27 protein-coding genes and 1 pseudogene are annotated in these 25,019 nt (G+C 61.5%); 10 read left to right on the top strand and 18 right to left on the bottom strand.

Annotated elements, in window-relative coordinates:
- Positions 1-51: 51 nt before the first annotated feature.
- From BTHE68_RS21900 to BTHE68_RS21880, 5 genes are all read right to left on the bottom strand, one after another.
- A complete protein-coding gene (locus BTHE68_RS21900) occupies positions 52-435 on the bottom strand; it encodes a VOC family protein (RefSeq protein ID WP_162068424.1) in 384 nt (127 codons plus the stop codon).
- A gap of 60 nt (positions 436-495) precedes the next feature.
- Positions 496-1,461, bottom strand: coding sequence for a hydroxymethylglutaryl-CoA lyase (locus BTHE68_RS21895; RefSeq protein ID WP_162068423.1), 966 nt, complete (start codon positions 1,459-1,461; stop codon positions 496-498).
- A 12-nt stretch (positions 1,462-1,473) separates the two neighbouring features.
- Positions 1,474-2,664: a CaiB/BaiF CoA transferase family protein gene (locus BTHE68_RS21890; RefSeq protein WP_162068422.1), complete on the bottom strand. Its 1,191-nt coding sequence runs from the start codon at positions 2,662-2,664 to the stop codon at positions 1,474-1,476.
- A 118-nt stretch (positions 2,665-2,782) separates the two neighbouring features.
- Complete coding sequence (locus BTHE68_RS21885; RefSeq protein ID WP_162068421.1) at positions 2,783-3,688, bottom strand: LysR family transcriptional regulator; 906 nt, start codon at positions 3,686-3,688, stop codon at positions 2,783-2,785.
- Positions 3,689-3,867: 179 nt separating this feature from the next.
- Positions 3,868-4,158 carry a hypothetical protein gene (locus BTHE68_RS21880; RefSeq protein WP_162068420.1) on the bottom strand — a complete coding sequence of 97 codons (291 nt, stop codon included), beginning with the start codon at positions 4,156-4,158 and terminating at the stop codon, positions 3,868-3,870.
- A gap of 415 nt (positions 4,159-4,573) precedes the next feature.
- On the opposite strand from BTHE68_RS21880, the gene BTHE68_RS21875 reads away from it, so the two are divergent.
- Together BTHE68_RS21875 and BTHE68_RS36935 are read left to right on the top strand one after the other, a co-directional pair.
- Positions 4,574-5,752 carry a porin gene (locus BTHE68_RS21875; protein WP_162069129.1) on the top strand — a complete coding sequence of 393 codons (1,179 nt, stop codon included), beginning with the start codon at positions 4,574-4,576 and terminating at the stop codon, positions 5,750-5,752.
- A 241-nt stretch (positions 5,753-5,993) separates the two neighbouring features.
- Positions 5,994-6,167: a hypothetical protein gene (locus BTHE68_RS36935; protein ID WP_232078109.1), complete on the top strand. Its 174-nt coding sequence runs from the start codon at positions 5,994-5,996 to the stop codon at positions 6,165-6,167.
- Here BTHE68_RS36935 and BTHE68_RS21870 read toward each other — a convergent pair.
- Positions 6,112-6,468, bottom strand: coding sequence for a LysR substrate-binding domain-containing protein (locus BTHE68_RS21870; protein ID WP_232078102.1), 357 nt, complete (start codon positions 6,466-6,468; stop codon positions 6,112-6,114). The genes BTHE68_RS36935 and BTHE68_RS21870 overlap by 56 nt on opposite strands.
- 12 nt (positions 6,469-6,480) lie before the next feature.
- On the opposite strand from BTHE68_RS21870, the gene BTHE68_RS21865 reads away from it, so the two are divergent.
- Positions 6,481-6,993, top strand: coding sequence for a hypothetical protein (locus BTHE68_RS21865; protein WP_162068419.1), 513 nt, complete (start codon positions 6,481-6,483; stop codon positions 6,991-6,993).
- A 39-nt stretch (positions 6,994-7,032) separates the two neighbouring features.
- On the opposite strand, the gene BTHE68_RS21860 is transcribed toward BTHE68_RS21865, so the two are convergent.
- The 3 genes from BTHE68_RS21860 to BTHE68_RS21850 are packed head-to-tail and all read right to left on the bottom strand — an operon-like array spanning position 7,033 to position 9,887.
- Positions 7,033-7,605, bottom strand: a complete 573-nt coding sequence (locus tag BTHE68_RS21860; protein ID WP_232078101.1) for a HutD/Ves family protein — start codon at positions 7,603-7,605, stop codon at positions 7,033-7,035.
- Between the two features lie 2 nt (positions 7,606-7,607).
- A complete protein-coding gene (locus BTHE68_RS21855; protein ID WP_162068417.1) occupies positions 7,608-8,537 on the bottom strand; it encodes an arginase family protein in 930 nt (309 codons plus the stop codon).
- 39 nt (positions 8,538-8,576) lie between these two features.
- A complete protein-coding gene (locus BTHE68_RS21850; RefSeq protein ID WP_162068416.1) occupies positions 8,577-9,887 on the bottom strand; it encodes an MFS transporter in 1,311 nt (436 codons plus the stop codon).
- 147 nt (positions 9,888-10,034) lie between these two features.
- Between BTHE68_RS21850 and BTHE68_RS21845 the strand changes: the two genes are divergently transcribed.
- Positions 10,035-11,000, top strand: coding sequence for a LysR family transcriptional regulator (locus BTHE68_RS21845; RefSeq protein WP_162068415.1), 966 nt, complete (start codon positions 10,035-10,037; stop codon positions 10,998-11,000).
- Positions 11,001-11,051: 51 nt separating this feature from the next.
- Here BTHE68_RS21845 and BTHE68_RS21840 read toward each other — a convergent pair whose 3' ends face one another.
- From BTHE68_RS21840 to BTHE68_RS21825, 4 genes are all read right to left on the bottom strand, one after another.
- Positions 11,052-11,567, bottom strand: a complete 516-nt coding sequence (locus BTHE68_RS21840; protein WP_162068414.1) for a prolyl-tRNA synthetase associated domain-containing protein — start codon at positions 11,565-11,567, stop codon at positions 11,052-11,054.
- A gap of 57 nt (positions 11,568-11,624) precedes the next feature.
- A complete protein-coding gene (locus BTHE68_RS21835; protein ID WP_162068413.1) occupies positions 11,625-13,037 on the bottom strand; it encodes an aspartate ammonia-lyase in 1,413 nt (470 codons plus the stop codon).
- Positions 13,030-14,013 carry a LysR family transcriptional regulator gene (locus BTHE68_RS21830; protein WP_162068412.1) on the bottom strand — a complete coding sequence of 328 codons (984 nt, stop codon included), beginning with the start codon at positions 14,011-14,013 and terminating at the stop codon, positions 13,030-13,032. The genes BTHE68_RS21835 and BTHE68_RS21830 overlap by 8 nt, the downstream gene beginning before the upstream one ends.
- A gap of 68 nt (positions 14,014-14,081) precedes the next feature.
- A complete protein-coding gene (locus BTHE68_RS21825; protein WP_162068411.1) occupies positions 14,082-15,479 on the bottom strand; it encodes an MFS transporter in 1,398 nt (465 codons plus the stop codon).
- Positions 15,480-15,851: 372 nt separating this feature from the next.
- Here BTHE68_RS21825 and BTHE68_RS21820 point away from each other — a divergent pair, with 372 nt between their 5' ends.
- Positions 15,852-16,265 carry a YybH family protein gene (locus tag BTHE68_RS21820; protein ID WP_162068410.1) on the top strand — a complete coding sequence of 138 codons (414 nt, stop codon included), beginning with the start codon at positions 15,852-15,854 and terminating at the stop codon, positions 16,263-16,265.
- Positions 16,266-16,271: 6 nt separating this feature from the next.
- Here the strand turns inward: BTHE68_RS21820 and BTHE68_RS21815 are convergent, their stop codons facing one another.
- A complete protein-coding gene (locus BTHE68_RS21815) occupies positions 16,272-16,778 on the bottom strand; it encodes an alpha/beta fold hydrolase (RefSeq protein WP_162068409.1) in 507 nt (168 codons plus the stop codon).
- A gap of 100 nt (positions 16,779-16,878) precedes the next feature.
- Between BTHE68_RS21815 and BTHE68_RS21810 the strand changes: the two are divergent.
- Positions 16,879-17,208 (top strand): annotated as a pseudogene (locus BTHE68_RS21810) (ABC transporter ATP-binding protein C-terminal domain-containing protein); the annotation flags it as partial.
- Positions 17,198-17,794: an ABC transporter ATP-binding protein gene (locus BTHE68_RS21805; protein WP_174258101.1), complete on the top strand. Its 597-nt coding sequence runs from the start codon at positions 17,198-17,200 to the stop codon at positions 17,792-17,794. The pseudogene BTHE68_RS21810 and the gene BTHE68_RS21805, both read left to right, overlap by 11 nt.
- A gap of 152 nt (positions 17,795-17,946) precedes the next feature.
- Here BTHE68_RS21805 and BTHE68_RS21800 read toward each other — a convergent pair whose 3' ends face one another.
- A complete protein-coding gene (locus BTHE68_RS21800; RefSeq protein WP_162068408.1) occupies positions 17,947-18,318 on the bottom strand; it encodes a YciI family protein in 372 nt (123 codons plus the stop codon).
- 188 nt (positions 18,319-18,506) lie between these two features.
- Between BTHE68_RS21800 and BTHE68_RS21795 the strand changes: the two genes are divergently transcribed.
- A complete protein-coding gene (locus BTHE68_RS21795; protein WP_162068407.1) occupies positions 18,507-19,421 on the top strand; it encodes a dienelactone hydrolase family protein in 915 nt (304 codons plus the stop codon).
- A 105-nt stretch (positions 19,422-19,526) separates the two neighbouring features.
- Here BTHE68_RS21795 and BTHE68_RS21790 read toward each other — a convergent pair whose 3' ends face one another.
- From BTHE68_RS21790 to BTHE68_RS21780, 3 genes are read right to left on the bottom strand one after another with little or no spacing between them, the layout of a single operon-like run.
- Complete coding sequence (locus BTHE68_RS21790; protein ID WP_162068406.1) at positions 19,527-19,976, bottom strand: MaoC family dehydratase; 450 nt, start codon at positions 19,974-19,976, stop codon at positions 19,527-19,529.
- Between the two features lie 55 nt (positions 19,977-20,031).
- Positions 20,032-20,646: a TetR/AcrR family transcriptional regulator gene (locus BTHE68_RS21785; RefSeq protein ID WP_197919726.1), complete on the bottom strand. Its 615-nt coding sequence runs from the start codon at positions 20,644-20,646 to the stop codon at positions 20,032-20,034.
- A gap of 34 nt (positions 20,647-20,680) precedes the next feature.
- Positions 20,681-21,907, bottom strand: coding sequence for an MFS transporter (locus tag BTHE68_RS21780; RefSeq protein ID WP_162068405.1), 1,227 nt, complete (start codon positions 21,905-21,907; stop codon positions 20,681-20,683).
- A 220-nt stretch (positions 21,908-22,127) separates the two neighbouring features.
- Here BTHE68_RS21780 and BTHE68_RS21775 point away from each other — a divergent pair, with 220 nt between their 5' ends.
- Together BTHE68_RS21775 and BTHE68_RS21770 are read left to right on the top strand one after the other, a co-directional pair.
- Entirely contained in the window at positions 22,128-23,486 is a 1,359-nt protein-coding gene (locus tag BTHE68_RS21775) for a TIGR00366 family protein (protein WP_162068404.1), read from the top strand.
- Between the two features lie 45 nt (positions 23,487-23,531).
- Positions 23,532-25,007, top strand: a complete 1,476-nt coding sequence (locus tag BTHE68_RS21770) for a class I adenylate-forming enzyme family protein (RefSeq protein ID WP_162068403.1) — start codon at positions 23,532-23,534, stop codon at positions 25,005-25,007.
- Positions 25,008-25,019: the final 12 nt, after the last annotated feature.

Below are 25,019 nucleotides of genomic sequence, written 5' to 3'. Positions count from 1 at the left end.
TGAGAAGCGGATCGGCTTATCTGCCGTTCACCGCTCGATGTGGCCCACCCGTTACACGAGTTCAGATATCTCGATCAGATTCAGATCGGGATCCCGGACATAGACGGAGCGAATCTTTTGCGTGGCGCCCGTGCGTTGCACCGGGCCTTCGATGATCGGCCAGTTGCATCGTTTGAGATGTGCAATGACGTCGTCCAGCGGAATTGCGGCGATGAAGCACAGGTCCAGCGCACCCGCCACCGGAAGATGCGCTTTCGGTTCGAACTCGGCGCCGCGAACATGTACGTTGATCTTCTGATTGCCGAAACGGAACGCGATGCGCCCCTCGCCAAAAGCCTCGAGCCGCATCTGCATGACTTCGGTGTAGAAGCGCTTCGTAGCGTCGACGTCGACACAGGTGAGGACGAGGTGATCGAGATGGTCGATGAAGTTCATGCCAGACTCCGAGACATGGAAATTGCGCAAAATAGGATAGCTCTGCATGCCGCCGCTTCTTCAGGTTGCTTGCGCGAAGGCGCGTTGTTCGGGCTTCCCGTCGCTGGCGGTGCAAGGCATCGCGTGGAGATCGAGACGGCGGCCCGCCTTCAGCAACTGGCTCGGCACGTCGTGGCCGATCAAGCCCGGCAGCAGCGCTGAAGCGGCCAACACCGCGGCGAGATCGACGCCCGTGTCATAGCCGTCGAGTTCGAGCATGTGAACCAGCTCTTCGGTGCAGACGTTGCCTGTCGCGCCGGGTGCGTACGGACAACCGCCGAGTCCGCCGAGCGATGCATCGAAACGGTCGACGCCCGCAGCGAGCGCGGTCAGCGTGTTTGCGAGCGCCATGCCGCGCGTGTTGTGAAAGTGCAGCGTGAGTTCCAGTGCGGGAAAGCGTTCGCGCGCGGCCGCGCACAGCGCGCCGACCTGCGACGGAAACGCCATGCCTGTCGTGTCGCAAAGCGTGATGCCGTGCGCGCCGAGATCGGCGAATCGCTGCATCCAGCCGAGCACGTCTTCCTGCGCGATGTCGCCCTCCATCGGACAACCCATCGCCGTTGACAGAGACACGTTGATGGCGACCTGCGTCTGCCTTACGACGCCGATCGCATCGCGCAATTGCGCGAACGATTGCTCGCGGCTCATGCGCAGGTTCGTGCGATTGTGGCTTTCGCTCACCGACATCACCAGATTGACTTCATCGACGCCGCACGACAGCGCGCGCTCTGCGCCGCGAATGTTCGGCACGAGCACCGTATAAACGATGCCTTCGCGCCGTGCGATGCCATGCATCACCGCCTCGGCATCGCGCAACGCGGGAATTGCCTTCGGCGACGTGAACGACGTCACTTCGATCTTCGCGTAGCCGCACGCGCTCAAGTCGTCGATCAGCGCGATCTTCGCGTCGGTATCGACGAATTGGGCTTCGTTCTGGAAGCCGTCGCGGGTCGCGACTTCCTGGATATAGACACGTTTGCCAGTCATGACGCGCTCCTGTCAGATGATGCCGCGCGCACGCCATGCGTCGCGGGTTGCGGAATCGATGCCGATGCGTTCGAGCACCGCATCCGTGTGCTGCCCGAGCGTGGGCGCTTGCGAGTCGATCGTGCCGGGCGTCGCGCTCAGCTTCGGAACGATGCCCGGCACCTGCACGGGCGTGCCGTCGTGAAGCTGCGCATCGAGGATCATGTCGCGCGCGCGATAATGCGGGTCGCTCGCGATATCGGCCACGTCGTAGATCTTGCCGGCGGGAATGCGCGCGTCGTTGAGCGCGGCGAGGACATCGTCGAGCGGCTGACGATTCGCCCATTCGGCGATCGCGGCATCGATACGCTCGACCTGCTTCACCCGGCCATCGTTCTGCGCGAGCGTGGGGTCATCGGCGAGATCGCGGCGGCCGATCAGGTCCATCAGGCGACGGAAGATGCTGTCGCCGTTGCCCGCGATCAACGCGTACTTGCCGTCCGCGCAGCGGTACGCATTCGAAGGCGCAATGCCCGGCAAACTGCTGCCCGCCGGCTGTCGCACTGCGCCGAACGCCGAGAATTCGGGCAGGAGACTCTCCATCATGTTGAAGACGGATTCGTACAGCGCCACATCGATCATCTGACCTTCGCCGCCGTTCTGATCGCGATGACGTAGCGCGAGCAGAATGCCGATCACGCCATGCAGCGCGGACAGCGAATCGCCGATCGACACGCCCACGCGCACCGGCGTGCGGCCTGGCTCGCCGCTCAGGTGCCGCAGCCCGCCCATCGCTTCGGCAACGACACCGAAGCCGGGCCTGTCGCGGTACGGGCCTGTCTGCCCATAGCCTGAGACGCGCAGCATCACGAGACCGGGATTGAGTGTGTGCAGTTCGTCCCAGCCGAGACCCCACGCTTCGAGCGTGCCGGGGCGGAAGTTTTCGATGAGCACGTCGCTTTGCGCGACGAGCTTGCGCGCAACGTCCTGACCTTCTGGCGAGCGAAGATCGAGCGTCAGCGATTCCTTGTTGCGCGATTGCGCTGCCCACCACACCGATGTGCCTTCATGAAGCAGGCGCCATTTGCGCAGCGGATCGCCCGTGCCGGGCGGTTCGATCTTGATGACTTGCGCGCCGAATTCGGCGAGCATCTTTCCAGCGAAGGGACCGGCGATGAGCTGTCCCATTTCGAGCACGCGTATGCCCGCAAGCGGCTTCGTCACGGTTGTCTCCTGTGAAGCGTCGTTTTATCGATGCCTCACTGTGCGACAACGCGGCGGCGCTGAAAATCAATGAATTTTCAAGCACCCTTTCCGGTTTGGAAAGGCGTCGAAGGTCTTGTCAGGTTTGCGCTTGCGCTGACATGAAGTCGAACAGACGAGCGGCTTCTGGCGAGAGGGCATCGCGCGAGCGGGTGCCGATCCAGAGCGTGCGATCCGCCCAATCGTCGACGAGATGAACAGGACGAAGCCCTGCCGCGAGGATCTCGGTGCGTACCGCCGCTTCCGGTAGCACGCCGATGCCGAGCCCTTGCTCGATCATCCGGCAGATGCCATCGAAACTGCTGACCTGAATGCGTACCTTGAGCGTGCGTTCGGCGCTGAATGCGGCGTCGAGCAGACGCGCGAGCAGTGAGCTGCCTTCGTTGAGACCGACGTATTCGAAATCGAGCGTATCGACGAACGCAACCTCTTCGTGTGATGCAAGCGGATGAGCGTTCGGCACGAGCAACACCAGTCTGTCCTGTCGATACACTGTCTTGTCGATATTCGGCGCGGGCACGTTGTCCGCGAAAATGCCGATATCCGCATCGCCGTTCGAGACGGCCAAGACGATATCGCCGCTCAGCCGCTCTTCCAGCGATATCTTGACGCTCGGATTGTCGGCGAGAAAGACACGCACGTCGCGCGGAAGAAACTGCACGATCGCCGATGTATTTGCCCACATACGCACATGGCCTCGCACGCCGACGGCGTAGTCGCTCATTTCGTTGGCCATGCGGTTCACGCGTTCGACCACTTGCCGCGCGTGCGCAAGCAGCCCTTTGCCGGCCGCGGTCAGTTCGACACCGCGCGGCTGGCGCAGCAGCAGCGTGCAGCCGGTGCTGCGCTCGAGGTCCGCGATGCGCTTGCTCACCGCCGATAGCGTCATGCTGGTGCGATCGGCGGCGCGCGTCAGGCTACCGAGTTCCGCGACGACGATGAAAAGCCGCAGTGAATGCAGATCGTAGTGGAAGTAGCTCGTCATAAGGTGACGTCACGAAGAAGCATGCCGAGCCGTCACTGTAACGGAAACGCGCTCAGGCGTGCCGCGCCACCCCGATAGGACGCCCCAGCTGAGCCGAGAGACAGGCGTTCTTGCGCTATGGTTGCGCGGCGAGAGCAACGCACGCCGCGATTCTTCATGTGTCCGCCGCGAAGCAAGCGCTATTTCAGGTGAACGATGACCGAGCCCTCCGATACTTTCGGCGCGGCCGCACCCGTATTCCCGGCGTTCTTCGCGATCCAGTCCTTTGCCTTTTGTACGCTCTCGTCGACTCCCGCTTTGTCGCTGCAGACAGTTACTGAAAATCCGCCATCGTCGCTGCGGGCCAGCGTGTAGCCGACAAATCCTCTGACGCTACGCAATAGCTCCTCGACTTCCGCCGCGCGCGATTCCAATAAGTCGAATAACTCTTTGGCACCCGTTCCGGAATAGGCTCTTAATACCGCTTGCATGATCGTCTCCTGACTTTTGATTAAAAGGCTATTGAAATTCCCGCACGAACTGTGTGTGCGGACCGGCGCGGTGCCTCGTCTGGCAGCGCGCATGCACGAGAAGGACGATGGGCACGCTGAGGGGCGATAGAGTGCTTCAAGTGTAGTCATCTTCAGGGACGCTCGATGCACAAACCGGCGTCCGTTGTGCTTTCCAGGTTCTTCCGTGTTCTCGTCGGGCCCGCCATCTGCCTCCTCGTGGACCCAAGCGAATTTTCCAGGTTGCCGATTTCAATTGGGGTTGCATAGAGTGTTAGATAGCATCGTGTGTATTCCAGATGATGATTCGCACGACCGCACGTTATGCAGCACTGATCTTTGCACTCGCTGTGTTTCCAGGAGCACGTCTTCTCTGCGTATTGGCTGGAGCATAAAAATGAACAAGTTGCTATTGAGTGGAGCGGCCACGTTGATCTCGATGGCGGCTGCGGCGCAAGCGCAAGGCAGCCTCACGCTCTATGGGCTGATCGATGCAGGCCTGACATACACCAGCAACGAGATCGCAGGCTCGGGCGGAGGACACAGCAACTGGCAGATGACGAGCGGCGCTGTCCAGGACAGCCGATGGGGTCTGCGCGGAGCCGAAGATATGGGCGCGGGTATGAAGGCCATCTTCACGCTCGAGAGCGGCTTCAATCTGAACAACGGGCAGTCCTTGTCGGACAATCGCATCTTTAATCGCCGTGCTTATGTCGGCGTGTCGAGCCGCGATTACGGCACGGTCACGCTGGGCCGTCAGAGCGATGGCATGGTCGACTTCGTCGCGCCGCTGTCCTTGACCGGCACAGAATTCGGCGGAACCCATTTCGCGCATCCGTTCGACATCGACAACCTGAACGATTCATTTCAGATCAACAACTCGGTGAAGTACATGAGCCCGGAATTCGCCGGCTTCAGGGTGGGTGCGTTGTACGGATTTTCCAATCAGGCAGGTGGATTCACCAACAATCGTGCCTTTAGCTTCGGCATGTCGTATGTCCGTGGGCCGTGGAACTTTGGTGTCGGTTACTTGCAGCTCAATAGCGCCGCACGCACGCCCGGCCAGTTGAACGCGAATGGCGCGGTCACCGATACGACCGCCTCGTCGCTACAAGGCGTGCTTTCCGCGAGCGCCGTGCCTCTCGGTGTACTGGCCGACAGCCAGAAGACACTGGGTGCAGGTGTGAACTACTCGTTCGGCCCGGCCGTCGCGGGCTTCGTATATACGCAGAGCAAACTCACACGATTTTTTCAGACGAACTTGAGCGCGAATTTTCAGAACTTCGAAGGGAATTTTCGCTATGCGCTGACGCCGATGGTCGAGCTCTCAGGCGCGTACACGTATTCGCGCGCGGGCGGAAACGGAGGCGGCGGCATTCCCCATTGGAACCAGGTAAGCGCGATGGCCGATTACCGCTTCTCGCGGCGTACCGATGTCTATATTCAGGGGGCGTGGCAGCGCGTGAGTCCGAGTGGTAGTTCGCCGCTGGGCGTGGCATGGATAAACGGGGTGAGCAATCCCTCTTCCACGACTACTCAGCTTCAGGCGACGGCCGGCTTGAGGCATCGTTTCTGAAGCGCTCGTCACGGCCGGATCAGTCAAAGGACGAAATGCGCGCGCGGTTTGCGGGCGGGCCAATGCGCGGTCACGTGATCCAGGCGTTCGCATCTATGTGCCGGAACCGGCGGAGTCTCGATTGACCAACTTTTACGGCGCCGTCTCTGGATGTCCGCTTCGCCGGGCGGGGCGAGCTCCGGGCTGACGCGACGCAATAAGTCGCCGGTGTATCGTCCCTCGACCCATGTGACGGTCAACCTTGATCGAAGTATTTCTTTATTGCGTCGGTGAAATTTTTACGCCCGTGACTGGCGCGCTCCAGCAGACCTACGTGCCGCCGAACATCCACGCCGTCAAGCGAGAAGAGCGCAAGCGCGTCATCCTTCTCCCACGCAACGTTCGCCAGGAAAACCTTGACGTACAAGTGCAATGATGGCTTCGATCGAATTCAACTCCATGGCCTCGTTCACTTGCACCCCGCAACGCTTGAGTACATCTTGAACCAGGATCCCAGTCCAGGTGCTTCGCTCGAACCTCATGAAGGGAGCTGCCTCGAGCATCTGCTGCGGGGCCTCCGGAAGATCGAAGTGCGGAGATCGAGGCACTATGAGAACCATCGGCTCGGAATAGAGCGGGCACCAGTTGAGACTTGAGGGAAGAGGTCTTGGCGACTGAGTCACGACCGCGGCGTCCAGTTCGCCACTCTCTACCTTGAGTGCGAAATCGCTCGACATCCCTGCCAACAAATGTACGTCGAGGAGCAATCGATCCTCGCCGCCATCAAAGAGGCGGAGCGCCCGTTCGCCAAGACTGGCAAGGACCTCGAGTCCATCCGCGAGTCGCTGTTTGACTGTATGTGGGAGGATGTCGGCATCATTAGAAGCAAGGAGGGCCTCGTGAAGGCCCGAGACAGCCTCTGCGCGATGCAGGCAAAGCTGATGGATACGGGCGTCGTCGACGGCGATCGCGCGCTGAACGCTCAGTGGCATGACTGGCTGAACCTGAGAAATCTGATCTCCGTCAGCCGCGTCATCACGGAAGCAGCGCTCGCGCGCGACAATTCCCGTGGGGCGCACTTCCGCGAGGACTTCCCGGCGGCGGGAGATCTGGAGTCTTCCACCTATACGACCGTCAGACTTTCAGGAGAGAAAGTGGAGATTGCGAGGCAACCCGTGCAGTTTGTGCTTGTGAAGCCCGGTGAGACGGTGCTGCGGGAGGAAGATGCGGCTGTGCCGGCGTCGCCAGTCCCGGCAACTTGAGATTCGCCAAGATCCTGCTTCGGGTCGGATTCCGGCAGATCAATCGAGCGGAGAGAAATCGACGAGAAACGCTACCGAGTCGCTCGTCGTTGCGATAGACGCCGCGCCAGTCGGATCGATGAAATGCGACTCGTCGAGTACAAGCGTACTTCCGTCATCAAACACGACGCATGCGGATCCCTGCGCCACGAAGAGCAAGCGGCACGTCGAAACCGGCACGGTGCGGGGACCATCGACGATCCTCAACTCCGCGACGCCGGCGTCGCGGCGGACCATGACATTGAAATCCAGAACAGGTCCGTCGAGCAAGCGGCCGCGTAGTTGTCGTTCTCCCTCGAACGCGAGCGACAAGAATCGGCCGGCGACCGTCTGCCAGACAGCGCCGTCCGATTGATCGATCAGGTCCATGCCCGAACCCCGCAGGATCGCTACGATTCTATCGATACCGGGATAAACCGAGAACGCATCATCGGCATTCACATCGGCGACGCTCACGCGCAGCACGAAGTCATCGCGATCATTTTGCGCGGGGACTCTGAGCAACTCGCGTGTCGTGCCCTTGCCGTTTTTCCATCGTGTGGTCGGGACGTCGGCAAGGTGCCGCCGCGTCATATTCATGAAGCCATGCGGCGCGCGTGCTGACCGATCACGTTGGTCAGGAGACGCACGATTGTCAGCGCGGTCATGTCCCGCACGTCGAGCGCGGGATGATGCTCGACGAAATCGATGCCCGCGAACTGCGCCTTCATGCAGACATACCTGAGAATGCCGCGCGCCTCATGAAAGCTCAGCCCGCCGGGCAAGGGCGCGATCACGCCTGGCGCGATCGCCGGATCGAGTCCGTCGACATCGAAGGTCACGAACCACGGCGCATCGTTGACCAGATGCTTCGTGACGGCACCGATGCCCTCGTCGTGCACGACCTCCGCCGGCACCAGCACGTTGCCCGAGCGCAGCGCGTCCTCGACATCGCTTGCGCGTGCGCTGCCGCTGCCGCGCAAGCCGACTTGCACGATGCGTTTGACGAACGGCATTTCGCGGATGCGCCGGATCGGGCTCGAATAGCCGTGGCGCTCGCCGTTCACTTCGTCGCGGAAATCGAGGTGTGCATCGAACTGCAGCACATTGAGCGGGCCGCGCGATTCATAGGCGCGCACGCAGAGTGGCGGAATCGAATCGTCACCGCCGAGCACGAGCGGGATCGCGCCGCGCGCCAGCAGCGCAGCGACCGCCGATGTCACCGCCGCCGCGTTGCGCGCGACGTCGAGCGTGCCGGGCACGTTACCGCAGTCGACGCCCGTCGCGCCCGAGTCGCCGAACAGCGTGCCTTGCAGATCGAAATCGAAGTGGCCGGTTTGCCGACCGTAACGAAAGCTGCGTTCGCGGATCTTGTCGGGCGCGTTCGAGACATCGCAATGAAGCAGGGATGGACCGTAGGGAATACCGTAGGGCGCGCCGAGCACGGCGAAGGTCGCGTCGACCTTGCTCAAATCCGGCTCGGCGGGAAAGGCGAGAAACGGCGTTTTCGGTGAATCGCAAAGCATGGAAACCTCGATGAGAAAGACGAATGCGCGAACCGTGCGTCAGTCGGCGATGACGTGGTCCAGCACGCCGGAGCGAATCGGCCCGAGCGCGAAGATATAGATGAGGCACCCGATGATCGCGACGATCGATGCCGACACGAGACCCGGCGTGAACGACCCCGTCGCGTCCTTCAGGAAACCGATGACGGCAGGACTCGCGATGCCAGCGAGATTCGCGACGCAGTTCTGGAAACCCGCGACCGTGCCGGCCACCGAGCGCTCGCCGCGTGTGGAGACGTCGGCGGGCAGCGCGAGAATGCTCGACGTGGCGACGGAGACGCCGAAGAACGCGATCGACAGAAGCAGCAGCGCGAGCCAGGCCTGCGTGACGATTCCGGCGAGACCGATCGTCGCGCTCAACGCCATGCCCACGACGATGCAGGACTTGCGCGCGAAGTTCAGGCCGTAGTGGCTCGCGGCGATGCGATCCGAGATCCAGCCGCCGAACCACGAGCCGACGAGTCCGGCGAGGCCCGGCAGGATGCCGTAGATACCGAGCTGGAGCAGGGTGAAGCCGCGCTCCTTGACGAGATAGGTGGGATACCAGGTGATGAAAAAGTAGATCACGTAGCCCTGGCAGGCGAAGCCCAGCGACATTGCCCAGACGACGCGGGACGTAAAGAGCCGGCCCCACTTGATGCGCGCGGCGGGCTTCTTGGTGGCGGGCGCGCCTTCTTCGATGTGCTTTGCTTCGGCTTCGTTGACGAAGCGGCTTTGCGACGGAAATTCGCTGGCCACGAAGAGCCACACGACGACCCACACGAGTCCGACCGCGCCCGTGAAGATGAACGACGCCTTCCAGCCGTAGGCCGTGATGATCGCAGTGCAGATAGGCAGCGCGATGAGGGTGCCGCCGCGCGCGCCGCAGTCGTAGATGCCGGAGGCGAGGCCGCGCTCGGTCGGCGGAAACCAGCGTTCGACGAACTTCGTGGCGGCCGGGAAGGCCCCGGCTTCGCCCACGCCGAGCAGGAACCGCAGGCCGAGCAGTGAGGCCGCGCCGCGCGCGAGACCCGTCGCCATGGTGAACACCGACCACCACACGACCGCGGCGGCGAACACAGCCTTTGCGCCCAGCCGGTCGACCAGCATGCCGGCCGGAATCTGAAACGCCGCGTAGGTCCAGAAGAACGCGCCGAGAATCAGCCCCGACTCTCCCGACGACAGATGCAGTTCCGTGTTCATGTACGGCAGGGCGACTGCAAGATTCGCGCGATCCATGTAATTGGTGACGATCGCGAGAAACGCGAGGAATACCATGAACCATCTGAATTTCGTGGGCTTTTCGGCCCCCGCGATCGCTGTCGTTTGCATTGTCGTCTCCGCGGCTCCTGGTGAGCCCGTGTCATCCGTGTGTGCTTACAATTTCAGCGAAAAATCCGTTTGTGCGCCAATACATCTTTGAACGCGAGTCCATAACCGTGGGTTATGCTTTTGGATTGCGCGCATTCCGGAGACAACATGGCCAGGCAGACGCTCAACTACCATCAGGTCCAGTTGCTCTACGAGGTCGTCCGATGCAGGACGCTTACCGCGGCCGCGCAGAACATGCATATCTCGCAGCCCGCCGTGACCAAGCAGCTCAAGGCGCTGGAAGAAAGCCTGGGCGTGAGGCTCTTCAAGCGCGAGAAGGGCCGGTTGCTGCCTACGGCCGAGGCAATCCTGCTATTCGAGCAAACCGAGCGCACCAATGCCAGCTTGCGCGCCCTGAACGAACTTGCCGACGGATTGCGCACTGGCACGCTCGGGCGCCTGAGCATCTGTGCCTATCCGGCGATCACGGAACGTCTGCTGCCCGAAGCCATCGCGGCATTCCAGGCGCGCTTTCCCAAGGTCTTCGTGGAGGTCGCCATCGAGAACGCGGAGAAGATGCTGGATCTGGTCGAGAGCCAGCAGGTCGATCTGGGCATCTGCACGCCGTTCCGGGAGATGAGAAATGTCATCGAGCAACACTTGCTCGATTCCACAATCGTCTGCGCAATGCCTTCCGATGATCCGCTTGCGAATCGGCGCATGGTGCGAATAGCCGATCTTCACGACGTTGCCCTGACGACCGTGGGAGCGCTCGAAAGTATTCCTGAATTGCAGGCGCTGCTCTCATCGGCCGAGACCGGCGCGATGATTCATGCGCGCGTGTCCAGTTCCGCGCTGGCATGTCGCATGGTGCAGTTGACTGGAGGCCGTGCGATCGTCGAGAGTCTGACGGTGGCATCGATCGATGTGAGCGGGCTCGCGTTCGTACCGCTCGAACTGATCCCGCCGCGCACTATCGCAATGCTGCGCCCGTCGCTGCGACCGGGCAGTTCTTTTACCGACGCGTTTTGCGCGATCATCGCGGAGCAGGCGCGAGGCCTTGGCGCTGTCATGGCGCAACAAGGCGGGCTGCATGGCAGACGCGCAAGCGCTAAACGCTCGCAGGTATTGTGACGACCGGCCGGCGCACACGAGTTGATGCCAGAGAGTCCGCGAGCGCGAGCTTCATGCATTCGACCGGCTAACCAGTTCCGTCCATTCGATGCGATGACCGATGCCGGCCACGAAGGCTTCCAACGCATGCTTGGACAGGGCGACGCTGGCACTGTTCTCAAGCGGGTGGAAGAGAAACGTCGACTCGCGGATCAGATCCGAGTCGAGAATAAGACGAACACGTCTGGCTATGTCGTTGACCAGCGCCAGTGGACTCAGGGAACCCGCGCGGATTCCCATCAACTCGAAAAGCTTGTCGGAAGAAGCGAAGGAGAGCCGCTTGCTGCCGAGCGTTTGCGCTATCCCAGCAAGGTCGAGTGCCTTCGCGGCCTTCGTCACGACAAGGAAGTAGTGGCCTGTCTTGTCCTGAAGCAGCAGGTTTTTGCAACGCGCGCCTTTCAGCGAGAGTGTCAGCTTCCCCGATTCGGCCATGTTCAGCACCGGATCGTGCTCCTCACAGGAGAACGGAATCTCCCATTCGTCCAGGCGTTTCAGTAGTTCGTCTTTGCCAAGCATGCTGTCGTTCAATTCTCTTGTCAGTAGGGCCGCCCGCGTTCGCTCGGGTGACCCGCGTGGCTCGCCCGCTCAAGCTTCGAACACGGGATAGGAAGCCTTGCGAATCGCCGCCATCGTGGCGTCCGACGAAAGCAATCCAGACTCGTCGAGAATGGTCACGAGAGAGCGGCCTTCCGCAACGGACTGACGTGCGAGCTTGCTCACACGGGCGTATCCGATCTTCGGAACCAGCGCGGTTGCAACAGCCATCGACTCGATCAGATGCTTCTCGTTGCGTTCGACGTCCGCCTGAATGCCCTTCACGCATTTCTCGGCGAACCGGCGGATGCCATTCGTAAGCAGGGCGATGCTGTCGAACACGCGCGACGCGACCACGGGTTCGAAGTGATTGATCTCCAGTTCGCCATACTGCACGGCCTGCGCGACGGCGACGTCGTTTCCGACGACCGCGAAGCTCAACTGAATCATGGCCATCGGAAGTACGGGATTCACCTTGCCCGGCATGATCGATGAACCGGCCTGTGCCTCCGGCAGCTTCAGTTCGCCCAAACCGCCGACGGGGCCGGACGACAGAACCGTCAGGTCGGACGCGATTTTTGCGAGCGAGACCGCCGTGGTACGCAGTTCAGCCGACACGCGGGAAAACACGTCCATGTTCTGCATCGCATCGAACGGGTTTTTTGGCGCCTGATACTTCACGCCAGTGACGCTGCCAAGGTGCACGTAGACGGCGGCGCGATAACCCGCCGGAGCACCGAAGCCGGTTCCAATAGCGGTGCCGCCTAGCGGAAGTGTGCGGAGCTTGTCGCGAACCATGGCAAGTTCTTCCGCCAGACGCTCGGTCAGCGCTGCATAGCCTCCGAACAACTGGCCCAGGCGCATAGGCTGGCCGTCCTGCAGGCAAGTGCGACCGAGATGAAGAACATCCGCGAACTCGGCGGCCTTGCCATCGAACAGAGCGGCGAGTCGAGCGACTTGCGCGATCAGCGGTCCGAGCATCGCATGGGTTGCGATCTTCAACGCTGCGGGATAAGCGTCGTTCGTCGACTGGGAGGCGTTCACGTGATCGTTGGGGTGAACAACCTCATAGCTTCCCGCCGCGTGCCCCATGATCTGCTGGGCGCGGTTTGCAATGACTTCGTTGAAGTTCATGTTGGTCGAAGTCCCCCCCGATCCTTCCATGAGGTCGACCACGAGCGACGCGTCGCAGCGTCCTGCAATGACGTCCTTGCACGCCTGCACGATCGCTTCACATTGCGCTTTGCTGATCACGTCGTTATCGAGGTTGGCCAGAGCGGCGGCCCACTTGACTTGCGCGAACCCGTCCCGGAACGCCGGGTAGTGAGCGACGCCGATCGGCGACACCGTGAGATTCTCGACACCACGGACGGTGTTGACACCATAGAGCTTGTCGCCCGGAATACTGACTTCGCCAACGTAGTCGCGTTCGATTCGCTGCTCGCCCAAACCAAGCTCATTCATGATTGATCCTTTCGCCAACGGTAATAAGTGTCTCTATGTTTCCGCCGAGCGCTTTCAGCCTCGGCAAGAATGACGATTCGATAACATCGCGTGCCGTATCGCACGCGTCATCGAAGAATGCGTTGTATTCATCGCGTCGCGCCACCAGATAAAGCGAACGCTCCAGCCCCATCTTCTCCACGACGTGCGTGGTCACCCGTCCGGCATGTGTCACGGCCTGGAGAAGACACATGGGAGATGTAATCGCCCATCCGATTCCTTCCGCGACCATCGAAGTCAGCGCATCGGCGTTGTCGAGTTCGAGCCGGTTCGGAGCGCGTACCTCGATGCGCCGCAAGTACCGCTCGATCTGCATTCCCACCTGAGAGGTCCGGTTGAACCTCACAATGGGCAAGCTGTTCGCCAGGGCGCGCAAATCCTCCAGCGTCCTGACCGGCTTCCTCAGAACCCTGGGCGTTACGACGAAGTAGCGCTCCGAGAAGAGCCGATACCGGACCACGTCATTCGCATCGATCAATGGGTCGCTCGTGACGATCAGGTCCAGATCCCGACGCAGAAGCGCCTCGCCCTGCTGCGGACTCAATCCTGTACGTATCGACAGCTGCGACACCTTGCTCAAAAGATTCTTGGTAAAGATCGACCCGCAGGTGGAAGCGAACGAGTCGACCAGTCCGATACGCAAATCTGGTTTGATACCTTGTCCTGCTTCGACCACTTGCGCCTTCAGATTCGCAATTTCCTCGCTCAACACGGCGCCACGGTTGCGAAGCGCGATGCCGAATGGAGTCAACGCGAGCGGCCGGGTCGTACGGTTCACCAGCACGACGCCCAACTCGTCTTCGAGCTGTCGGATGATCTGCGATACCCCTGATTGGGAGATGCCCATCCTGGTTGCTGCCGCGGACATGCTTCCTTCTTCCGCGACGGCGACGAAGACCTGTACTGCGTGCATATCGATCGGCTTGTTCGGCGGCATGACCCGTTTCCTTGCATTGAGCATCGACTTATCGACACGCGCCTGATCGCCGGCATCCCAATGGCAAGTCAGATCCGCGTCTTGGGATGACTGGCTGCTACGGCCGCGACAGTCGCTTCATGACGCGGCGCATCCTGAGACCGGTCGTCGTCGGCGTTGCTGGATGAAACGTCAGAGAGATTCTCGGTGCCGGTTTCGGGCGCCATCACGTGACAAAACACGCCACCGAAGAGCAGCACCGCCACGCAAACGCCCAGAGCCGAGTGAATGCCGACATGTTGAACCGCTATCGGCAACAGGAATGTGCTGATGGCCGAACCGAAGCGACTCGATGCAACAGCCAGGCCGACGCCGGATGCTCGCAGATGAGTGGGAAACAGCTCGGGCGGATAGACAAACTCGAGATTAGCCGCAGCCGAGAGAATGCAGGCGAACACGCCGAACGCGAGCATCGTACCGATGGGCCCGAAGCTGGCGTAGGCGAGCACGGCCAGACCGAGCGCGGCAAGATAGAAGGTGCCGATGAGAAAGGTACGGCGCGAGATCCTGTCGATCAGCAGCAGGCCGATGATGGCGCCCGCGAACAGCAGGACGTTGTAGACGAGGCCGCCGACGAATTTGTCTTTGACCTGCAGCGCTTCGAGCACCTTCGGCGCAAAGGTTCCCAATGCAAAGTAAGGAATGACCTGGCACGTGTAAAAGACGCATCCGACGAGCGTGTTCCTGCGCCAGCGCGGGGAGAACAGCTCCGACCACGCGCCTCGACGTTGCTGAGGCGAAGCGCCCGGCGTCGACAGCATGACTTCGGGACCGAACTTGCGATGGACGATCGCCAGTGCTTCGTCGCCACGACCACGCTTCATCAGCCACATCGGGGACTCGGGCACCATGAGACGGAACGGAAGAATCAACAGGGCGGGAATGCCGCTCGCCGCGAGCATGATGCGCCAGGCGTCGGGGCCGATATCGCGCATCGCAAAGCCAGCGAGGTAAGCGCCGACATAGCCTGCTGCCCAGGCCGCCGCAAGCACGCTGAGCAGGCGTCCGCGATAGCGTCGGGGTGAGTACTCGGTGACCAGAGACTTGCTGACAACGTAATCGGCGCCGAGGATGAGGCCAAGAACAAGGCGCAAAACGAGCAGTTGGGCAGGGGACGTGACGAAGTACTGGGCGGCTGAAACGACTGCGAAGAGCAGCATGTCGAATGCGAAAATCGTCCGGCGGCCGTATTTATCGGCGATGGGACCCGCGAACATGCTGCCGAAGAACAGACCGGCCAGCGATGCCGCGCCGAGCAGTCCCATCCACAGCGCATCGAGATGCAGCGGACCCGCTGCCATGCTCACGGCAATGCCGATGATGCCAAGCACGAAGCCATCGCTGAACTGGCCGCCCGTTCCGCTGAACGCGACGCCCACGTGGAATGGGCGAAGCGGTAGATCTTCGAGTAATACCTGTTTGCTCACAATCGTCTCCTATCTCTCGTTCCTGGTGCCTGGTTCGAATGAGCACCTTGAGAAACAGTCTATGTTGACGAATTCAAGAAAACAGCATGTCAGACGGCAGTATCAAGATTTCTAATACTACCTCGAAGCGCGCCTGAACGAAACGTTAGGCATGCCGTTCGTGCCAGTCTTTCGATCACCAAAGAATAGCCCTGACAGTTCCAGACTACGGAACAGGATGGTCGGACGAATTGACCCGTACGCGCGGGCAAATCATGCTAAAGGAAGCGACTCGGCCGCACGTGCTGGCGCGTGGAAATTACGCTGCGCGGTTCCCACGCATTTGCCGAGCGTGATGATGAAAAATCGCTGAACTGATAAAGAGGCGACTCCATGCACAAGAGCACCGATGTGGCCCGGTCCGCGCTCGCCGTCGTACAGGCTTCGTGGAATTTGTCTGCGCGCAACTGGGATGTGGATGCGCTGACGGCGGTCTATACGGACGACGCTCTGTTCTTCGGCGGACGGCCTGGACATGCCGTCGGCCCGCGCGCGATTCGCGAATATTTTGCTTCGTATGAAGGCGTGATCGAATCGGCTACGCTGGAACTCGTAGAGCAGCATTTCATCCCTGTCACGGATGACTGTTTTCTGGCCCAAGGCTTTGGTGAGTTCTTGTTCGTGCTCGGCGGAAGTCGCGTGTCGCGCTCCCGGCTGCGAACGACGCTCCTTATCGTGCGGCAGCAGAATGACTGGAAGATCCGCCAGCACCACTTTTCAGCCTCTCCCGAGTCGCCTCCTATCTGAACTCGCTTACGTCGATCCGGCGGACTTCGCGGAGCCGCCCGGCCGTGCGAGAAAATCGATGGCCGCGTTGCCGAACAGATCGTTGCGGTCCCCGGCCACCATATGGCCCGCCTGCGCGATGTTCACGTACTCCGCGTGGGGACAGAGATCAATGAACTCCCGCACGGCTTCGCTGACGACATCCGAGCTACCGCCCCGCACGAGCAGCGTCGGCAGTGCCAGGCGTCTCGCGGCGTCGGCGAGACGCGCGTGCCGCGCGTGAGGATCGATTGGCCGGGCGAGAAAATTCGGGTCCCAGTGCCAGCGATAGCGGCCATCGTTGTCAAGCCGTACGTTTTTCGCCAGGCCGCCGAGGTTGCGCCGCCGCGATTGCGATGGCCGATAGACGGCAATTGCATCAGCGACTTCACCGTCGGGATGGCCCCACGTATCGCCGGCTAACCGGACGCCGTCGGAACCTTGCCAGGTATGCAGCGGCGTCGGTATGCCAGACGCGGAGCTTGCGCTTTTCATCAGGGGTCCTCTGATCGCCGGTGGAATGCGGCACACGATGGCCGTGCAACTGACGGCAGCTTGCCAGCTTGAAACTTCGCGCGGCGAAGGCGGCGTGTACATCGCCGGGACTTTGCCGCACGGTCTGCAACGGCTCGTCAGCATTGCCATCGCATTCGCGGCGCGGCCGCGCATCCTGTGTCTCGATGAACCGCTCACCGGTCTGAATCAGACCGAAGTCGCCGCGACGCTCGACGTGTTCGAGCGCATCCGCGACGAGTACGGCAGTTCGGTGCTGCTCGTCGAGCACAACATGAAAGCGGTGATGCAGGTCTGCGACCGCATCGTCGTGCTGCATCACGGGCGCATGCTGGCGACGGGAACGCCGCAGGACATTCGCCGCGATCCGCGCGTGATCGAAGCGTATCTCGGAGCCGGCCATGAGCATTGAAAGCAGAAGGGACGATATCGCGCTGGACGTGTCCGGCGTGTCGATCAGCTACGGCGTGGTGCCTGCCGTGCGCGGCGCGAGTTTTCAGGTGCGCCGCGGACAGATCGTGACGCTGATCGGCGCGAACGGCGCGGGCAAGTCGATGCTGATGAAATACGTGGCGGGACTCATCACGGCGCAGGCGGGCAGCATGACGCTGAACGGGGAGGGGATGGACGCGGGGTCGGCGGATATACGGGTGCGGCGGGGACTATGTCTGGTGCCGGAAGGAAGACGTCTCTTCGGCAGCATGACGGTTCGCGAGAACCTGGAACTGGGTGCGTATTGCCGCAACGACGCACGTGCTGTGAGCGCCGATCTGGAACGCTGTCTCGCCTACTTTCCCGATCTCGTTGCAAAGCTCGGCGCGCCCGCCGGCACGCTGAGCGGCGGGCAGCAGCAGATGGTGGCGGTCGCGCGCGCGCTGATGGCCGCACCGCGCTTGCTGCTCCTCGACGAACCGACCATCGGCCTCGCGCCCTCTGTGGTCGAGAAGATCGCACAGGTCATTCATCTGATCCGCGACACCGGACTCGTCGCTGCGTAGTTATGGACGTGGATGTTTTCCTGGCCCGGGAGATTCGAGCTTCTCAGGCAGATGCCGGCCCGCAGCGGACGTCGGCGCGATGCCCCCGACGCGGCGCGGCTGTCTGTGGTGAAAGGAACGCCAACGCCTTCTGGAGCACGGCGTCCAAATCCTCATCGGGCCAGATAGAAATCCAGGGGGATGAGCTCCACGGCCCATCCGCCTTCTTCGCCCAGTGTGGCAGCCGGGTGCATGGACGCGATGCGCAACGCCTCGTCAGGGCTATCCGCCTCGATGATGAACAGGCCACCCACGACTTCCTTCGACTCGGTGTAAGGTCCATCGGTGACACGCGTCTCTCCAGTGCGCGTGCGAAGCGTTTTCCATTTGTCCAGATCGCCAAGCGAGGCGGAAATCAGAACCTTGCCGGTAGCGCGCATCTTCTCGTCCAATGCCGGGCATTGGCTTACCAGTTCCTTGATGTCGTCCGGAGCCATCGCGGCGAATTTTTCGGGGGTGAAGTAGGCCAGGCCGAGGTATTTCATGGGAGATCCTTTTTGAATGAGGTTCACTGACGACGAATCAGATGATCGGAAATCGACAATGCTCCAGCTAGTTTTTTGCAGGTCTCGCCGGCCTGTCCGCTCTGGGTCCGCAATACGACACCGGGTTGCAGTCTGAGCAGGCCTCGCGTTACGCTCCCCTGACGTCATTCCTTTGATCGAGGTGAGAAGTGAAGCGTGACTGGATCGCTCGTCTGAGCCGTTTCACGACACTCATCATATTGATTGGCTTCGTGGCCGGATGTGCATCGACCGTCAATGAGGTCGAGCCCCTTGCCCTCGACGTCCACGAGACCATCGTCAAGATCCCGCTGAAAGAGCACGGAATACTTGGCGATCATGTACGCGACATCGTGGCTACCACCTACATGCCCGACGGCACTGGCCCCTTTCCGCTGATCGTCCTGAGTCATGGTAGTCCGCCTGATCCGAGAGATCGGCCGAAGATCGGCCGCTTTCGCAAGTTGCCACAAATACGGACGTTCGTCAGTCTTGGCTTTGCTGTCATCGTGCCGATCCGACGTGGCTATGGGGCGACGGGAGGCACCGACGAGGAGGAGATCCGCTCTTGCCGGAATCCCGATTACATGGATGCAGGCACGGAGGCAGCGAAGGACGTGCTTGCAGCTGTCACGTACGCGCAGAACTTGCCCCAAGTGGATCGAAACCGGGTTGTTCTGGTGGGGCAATCGGCGGGCGGGTTTGCTTCTCTGGCGGCCGCCAGCCATGCACCGGAAGGATTGGTCGCGGTCGTCAACTTCTCGGGTGGTCGAGGAGGAGACCCGCTGAAACATCCGGGCATGCCGTGCGATCCGCAGCAGATGGCCGACACCATCGCGCATTTTGCATCGACGACCCGTGTTCCCGTTCTCTGGCATTACGTTCAGAACGACCAGTACTTTTCACCTGAAGTCGTCAGGACATGGTTTGCGGCCTTTCGGGCAGCAGGCGGTCAGGGGCAGCTGATCATCGAACCGCCCTTTGGCAGCAACGGTCACGGCATGTTCAATCTCGACCGGTCAATTCCGATCTGGTCGCCACACTTCCAGCAATTCGTCGCGCCGCTCGTATCGATGGAGCACTGAATCTGACGCAATCGATGACGAATTTGAGCGCGCATGACAGGCACCGGATCAACCGGAACGCGATTCCTGGACGTGGCATCTAAACATCTCGTCCGGTGCGAAACATCACCTCGGCACCTTCAACGGCATGGTGTAAGTCGTTGCAGTTCCACTGAGGCAGACTTCGCCCCGCTGATTGACGACGGAAACTTCGACGTTGCAGATAGGCTTGTCCTCGCGCACTGACTTCACTTCGACGCGACCGGTCACTGTGTCACCCACCAGCACGCCCTTGGAGAACTTGAGCTCCATGCCGAGAAACACGGTGCCGGGCCCGGGCAAAGCTTCCGCGACGATGGCGTTGAGCATGCCGGACGTGACGCCGCCCTGCACGATCAAACCGCCGAAAGGAGACTGTTTCGCGAGTTCTTCGTCGTAGTGCAGGGGATTGCGGTCGCCCGTGATTTCCGTGAACAGTTCGATGTCGCGCATGCTCATCGTTTTCTGACGCTCCGCGCTCGATCCCGCCGCGGGCATGCCGTTGAGGGTATTGCTCCAGCCGTTGTCTGCGCTCATACCATCTCCTCGATGCTGTTCGTGTGATTACTCAACCAAGCCACCCGTCCTGCGCTCATCGTTTGGCGGGCTGCTGTGTCAGTTGCGCGAGGAATGCAGCGCTCGCGTCGTCGAGCGGCTCTCTTGACTTCTCGAGCTTCGAGCACATCACCGCGCCTTCCCACGCATTCCAGAAGTATCGCGAGAGCGCGGCGGTGTCCGCATCCGCGCGAATCTCGCCACTTGCCTTGCCTTCCTCCAGACATTCGCGGATCCGTCGGCGCCAGTCTTGCAGAACGTCCATGAGCGCCTTGCGGAAGGTCTCGTCCAGTGCGGCCAGTTCCTGGCTCAGATTGCCCACGAGGCAACCGCGCTTGAACTTGTGCCGCTGCATGCCGATCGCGGCATCTTCCGTGAACGCCTTGATGCGTTCGAGCGGGGAGAGGCTCGCGTCTTTCAGATGCATGTCGAGCTTCTTCGCGAAGTACTCGTGATAAGCCTGAATGACTTCGAGGCAATATGCGTCCTTGTTGTTGAAGTAATAGTGAAACGAACCTTTCGGCACGCCCGCGAGCGCGACGAGCTCATCGAGCGAGAAGTTGTGGAAACCCTTCTCGGTCAGGATCGCGACACCGAGCCGGATCAGCTCGGAGCGGCGACCACCTTCTTTCTTGTTTGAAATCGTTGCCATTGATGTGACGTCCTTCGGATGATTGAGACGCTTTCTACCAGCGCGGCTGTTTCTTCAAAAGCGGGCTCATTGCGATCAGGCCGAACAGCGGGCCCGGAAGCAGGAGCAGCGAACTCCACGCGCCCAATGCGTGATACACACTCGTGGCCGAAAAGATCGAACAGGCCGAGATGAAGAAACCGAGGCTATTCTGAATCGTTAGCGCACCGCCGACCAGTTCGGGCGGACAGGCGCGCACGGACAGCGCGGAAAACTGCGGCGAGTCGGCGACCACGCTCACGCCCCAGAAGAGCAGCACCGCGAGTTGCGCGTACCCGGCCGTTCTGTCGGCAAGAAACGGATACAGCAGGCAGATCGATCCCGACATGAGGAGCGCGATGAACGCCGTGCGCGCACTGCCGAATCGCTTGCTGAAAGCGCCACCCGCGACACAGCCCAGCGCGCCGATACCGATGACCGCAAAGGACCACAGCGCAATGTCGCGCGTGGATGCCGTCGTGTCCGCCTGCAACGCGTGAGCAACGAGCAGCGGCACGAGTGTCCAGAAGGCGTAGAGCTCCCACATGTGACCGAAGTATCCGAAAGCCGCAGCGCGAAATTCGCGCGAACGAAACACCGAGCGCGCGTTGCTCACGCCTGCGTTCGATTTTGTGCGGCGCGCGTACGGTCCCTCGCCGAGCGTGAGCACCATCGCCGCGCCGATCATGGCCAGCAGCGACGATGTGAGCACCACGGTCTGCCACGGCACGGCATCGAACGCGCCGCGTATCGCGTGCACCGAAGCCGTACCGAGCGTCAGCATGGCGACGAGCCATGCGAGCGTCTGCGCGGCCCGCGCGGGCGCCCACGTCACGAGCAGCTTCATGCCTAGAGGATAGATGCCGGCCAGCGCGACGCCGACACCGAAGCGGAACACCACCGCCGATGCGAAGCCCGCGCTGCACAATGCGAAGAGCGCATTCAGCACCGCGCCGAGCAAACCGCAGGCGGCGAAGACGCGGCTCGTCGGCAGCCGGTCCGCGATTCCCGTGAAGGCCGAAATCAATGTTCCGGCGATGAATCCGGCCTGCACAGAGTTCGTGAGCCATCCCATTCCCGACGCAGTGAGGTGCCACGACATCTGCAGGTCATGCATGGCCGCGTTCGCGCTGAACCACAGCGATGTGCCGAACAGCTGCGCGAGCGCGATCACCGCTATCGCCCGATTGGCGCGTGACGCCGCCAGCACTTCCGTTCGATCTGCGCCCAGCCCAGTGCTCACTTGAAGTCTCCTCAAAGGTCGCGTCGATTGCCTGTCGAGCCGCGTCGGTACTTTCCCGCAACCACTATAGGTTTTTGTAGACGACCAGTCAACTAGGGGCTATAACGTCCATAACTGACCGGTCGTCTAGTGCCTCGTCACAAGACTGAGCGATATGAAACGCATCAGACAAACGGAGACATGAGCAATGGAAAAGGTGAACGCAGGAGCAGCGACGTCAATGAACAGACCCGTGCGATCCTACGGGTTACGCGGATTCACACGCGTTTGCGTGGTGCTCGTCGAGAAGGTGATGCCGGACCCGTTCGTCATCGCTGTATTGCTGACGTTGCTGACGTGCGCGCTTGCGGTCGCCCTCGCGCCGCATGGCGATATCGGCACGGTCGTGACCAGCTGGTATGACGGTGTATTCAAGATCGCGAGCTTCGCGTTTCTGGTCGCATTGACGCTCGTCACGGGACACGCGTTGTCGACTTCGAAGCCTGTGTCGATGCTGCTCAGAAAGGTCGCGTCGTATCCAACGACCGCCGTGGGCGCGATGACGCTCACCTTTTTCGTCTCGATGGTCAGCGGCCTGCTCAACTGGGCTGTCGGTCTGGTCGTCTCCGCGTTGTTCGCCCGCGAGATCGCCAAGCGGGTGCGCGTGGATTTCGCGTGGCTCGTCGCGGCCGCCTACGCGGGCTGGTCGTTCTACCCGTGCGGTCTTTCGAGTTCCATCGCCTTGCTGAGCGCGACGAAGGGCTCGCCGCTGAACATCATCGAGAAGATGACCGGTTCGGTGCTGCCGATGCGGGACTTTCTGCTGTCGCCGTTGAACTTCGTTCCTGTCGTCGTGCTCGCCGTGCTGGTTCCGCTCGTGTTCCGCATGATGAAGCCGCACGACAACGAAACCATCGCGGCGGACCCGGCGAAACTCATCGCGGAAGATACCGTCGATGTGCCGGACGAACGTGTGAAGACCTTCGCCACGTGGCTCGACAACGGATGGGTACTTAACCTGATTCTCGTTGCGCTGGGCCTGGGCTATATCGTGATGAAAGTCATGGCCGGCAAGTTCACGATGGACCTGAACATGCTAGTCATGATCTTCCTGATCCTTGGTCTGGTGACACACTGGACGCCGCGCGCCTATCTCACGGCGATCAACAATGCCGCGCGCGTCGCCGGTCCGGTGCTGCTCCAGTTTCCTATCTACGGCGGCATCATGGGCGTCATGACGGTGACGGGCCTCGCCGACGAAATGGCGAAATGGTTCATCAGCTTTTCCACCACGCACACGCTGCCGTTCTGGACCTTCGTCTCGTCGGTGCTCATCAGCATGTTCGTGCCGAGCGCGGGCGGACACTGGATCGTGCAGGCGCCTTTCGTCGTGCCCGCGGCGCAGCATCTCGGCGTCTCGCAACACGCGGTCGCGATTGCCGTCGCGCTCGGTGAAGGCGTGGCCGACATGGTGCAGCCGATGTGGGTCATTCCGCTGCTCGCGATTGCCGGCGTGGGCATGGGCCGCGTGATGGGCTTCACCGTCATCATCTTCTTCGTCATGCTGGCGGTGATGGGCGGCACGCTCCTTCTGCTGTAAGCGGCTCTTTCAACGTTTCGCACACTTTGGCCTCACTGAAAGCTCATGGACGACATGAATAACCTTGGCTTCATTCTGGCGGCCGCATGCCGAAAGCATGGCGCGGCCGTCGCGATCGACGCGGCTGAAACGAAGCTGACATATGATGCGTTGCTCGAACGCGCAATGGATGTCGAGCGCGCGCTCATCGCGCACGATTGCCGTCCCGACGAACCGGTGCACGTGCTCGTTTCCAGTCATCCCGCGGATCTCGCCGGTTTTCTCGGTGTGTGGCTCGCGGGCGGCGTGGTGGTGCCGCTGCATCGCACATCGCCTGCAAGCGTGATCGACAGCGTGCAGGGCAGGAGCCGGGCGCGGCTCGCGGTCGATGTGGCGGATTCCGATGTCGTCACCCTGATAGGCGCGACGCCGCCGGATGCGCGCGCCCAACTCGATCGCGCCGCGATGATCATCTTCACGTCCGGGTCGACCGGCGTTCCGAAGGGCGTCGTGATCGGCCACGACGCCTTCAGCGGCAAGCTGCGCGCCATCGACGCGATGATCCACTTCCGCAGGAACGAACGCACGCTGCAACTGCTCAACATCACGTTCAGCTTCGGCATCTGGTCGAGCCTGCTGACGCTGATCGGAGGCGGAACCATCGTGTTGCCGAAGAAGTTCGTTCCGGCGCTTCTGCTCGAACAATTGCGCAACGAGCGGATTCATCGCGTCGGCGTGGTGCCGACCATGTTGCGCGCCATGCTCGCCGTTCGCGCACAGGACGCCGACGGCCTCACTGCCGCATGCCCGACGCTTCGCCAGATCCTGACCGGCGGCGAGCAGTTGAGCGAGCAACTCGCGACGCAGGTCGCCCAGCTCTTTCCCGATACCGATCTCGTGAATATCTTCGGTCTCACCGAGACGTCGACGTGCGACTTCTTCCAGTTCCCTCCGGATCGGGCAGCCAACCCTCATTCTTTGGGCTTGCCGTCGAGCAACGTGCAGTTCCGCGTCGTGGATGAACTGGGCGCGCCGTGCGAACAGGGAGTCATCGGCGAATTGCAGATCAGAAGTCCCTTCCTGATGGGCGGCTACCTCGATGAACCCGGCCTCACGCAAGCCGCATTCTCCGACGGATGGTTCAGATCAGGCGATCTCGCCCAACTCGACGTGGATGGCCAGGTACGTCTGATGGGCCGCTCGAAGGAGCTGATATCGCGTGGCGGCAACAAGGTGACGCCGATGGAGGTCGAGCGCGCGCTGAAGCAACACGAGGCCGTTTGCGATTGCATGGTCGTAGGCGCACCCGATGACATTCTTGGCGAGCGCATTCACGCGCTGATCGTCCCGAACAGTGGCTGCGCGATCGAAGCGGACACGCTGCGCGCGTTTCTTTCGAGCAGGCTCGACCGCTTCAAGATGCCGGACTTCATCTATATCGCCGATGCGCTCCCGATCGGGCGGACTGGCAAGGCGGACCGGCGCGAGCTGCGCAACATGATTTCGGGCGGCACGCTCGCACCGCTTGCTGGCCGTTCCTGACACCGAACCGGA

Origin of the sequence: Burkholderia sp. THE68 (assembly GCF_009938265.1) — a bacterium.
GTDB lineage: Bacteria > Pseudomonadota > Gammaproteobacteria > Burkholderiales > Burkholderiaceae > Caballeronia.
This window is presented reverse-complemented; position numbering and strand designations above follow the sequence as displayed.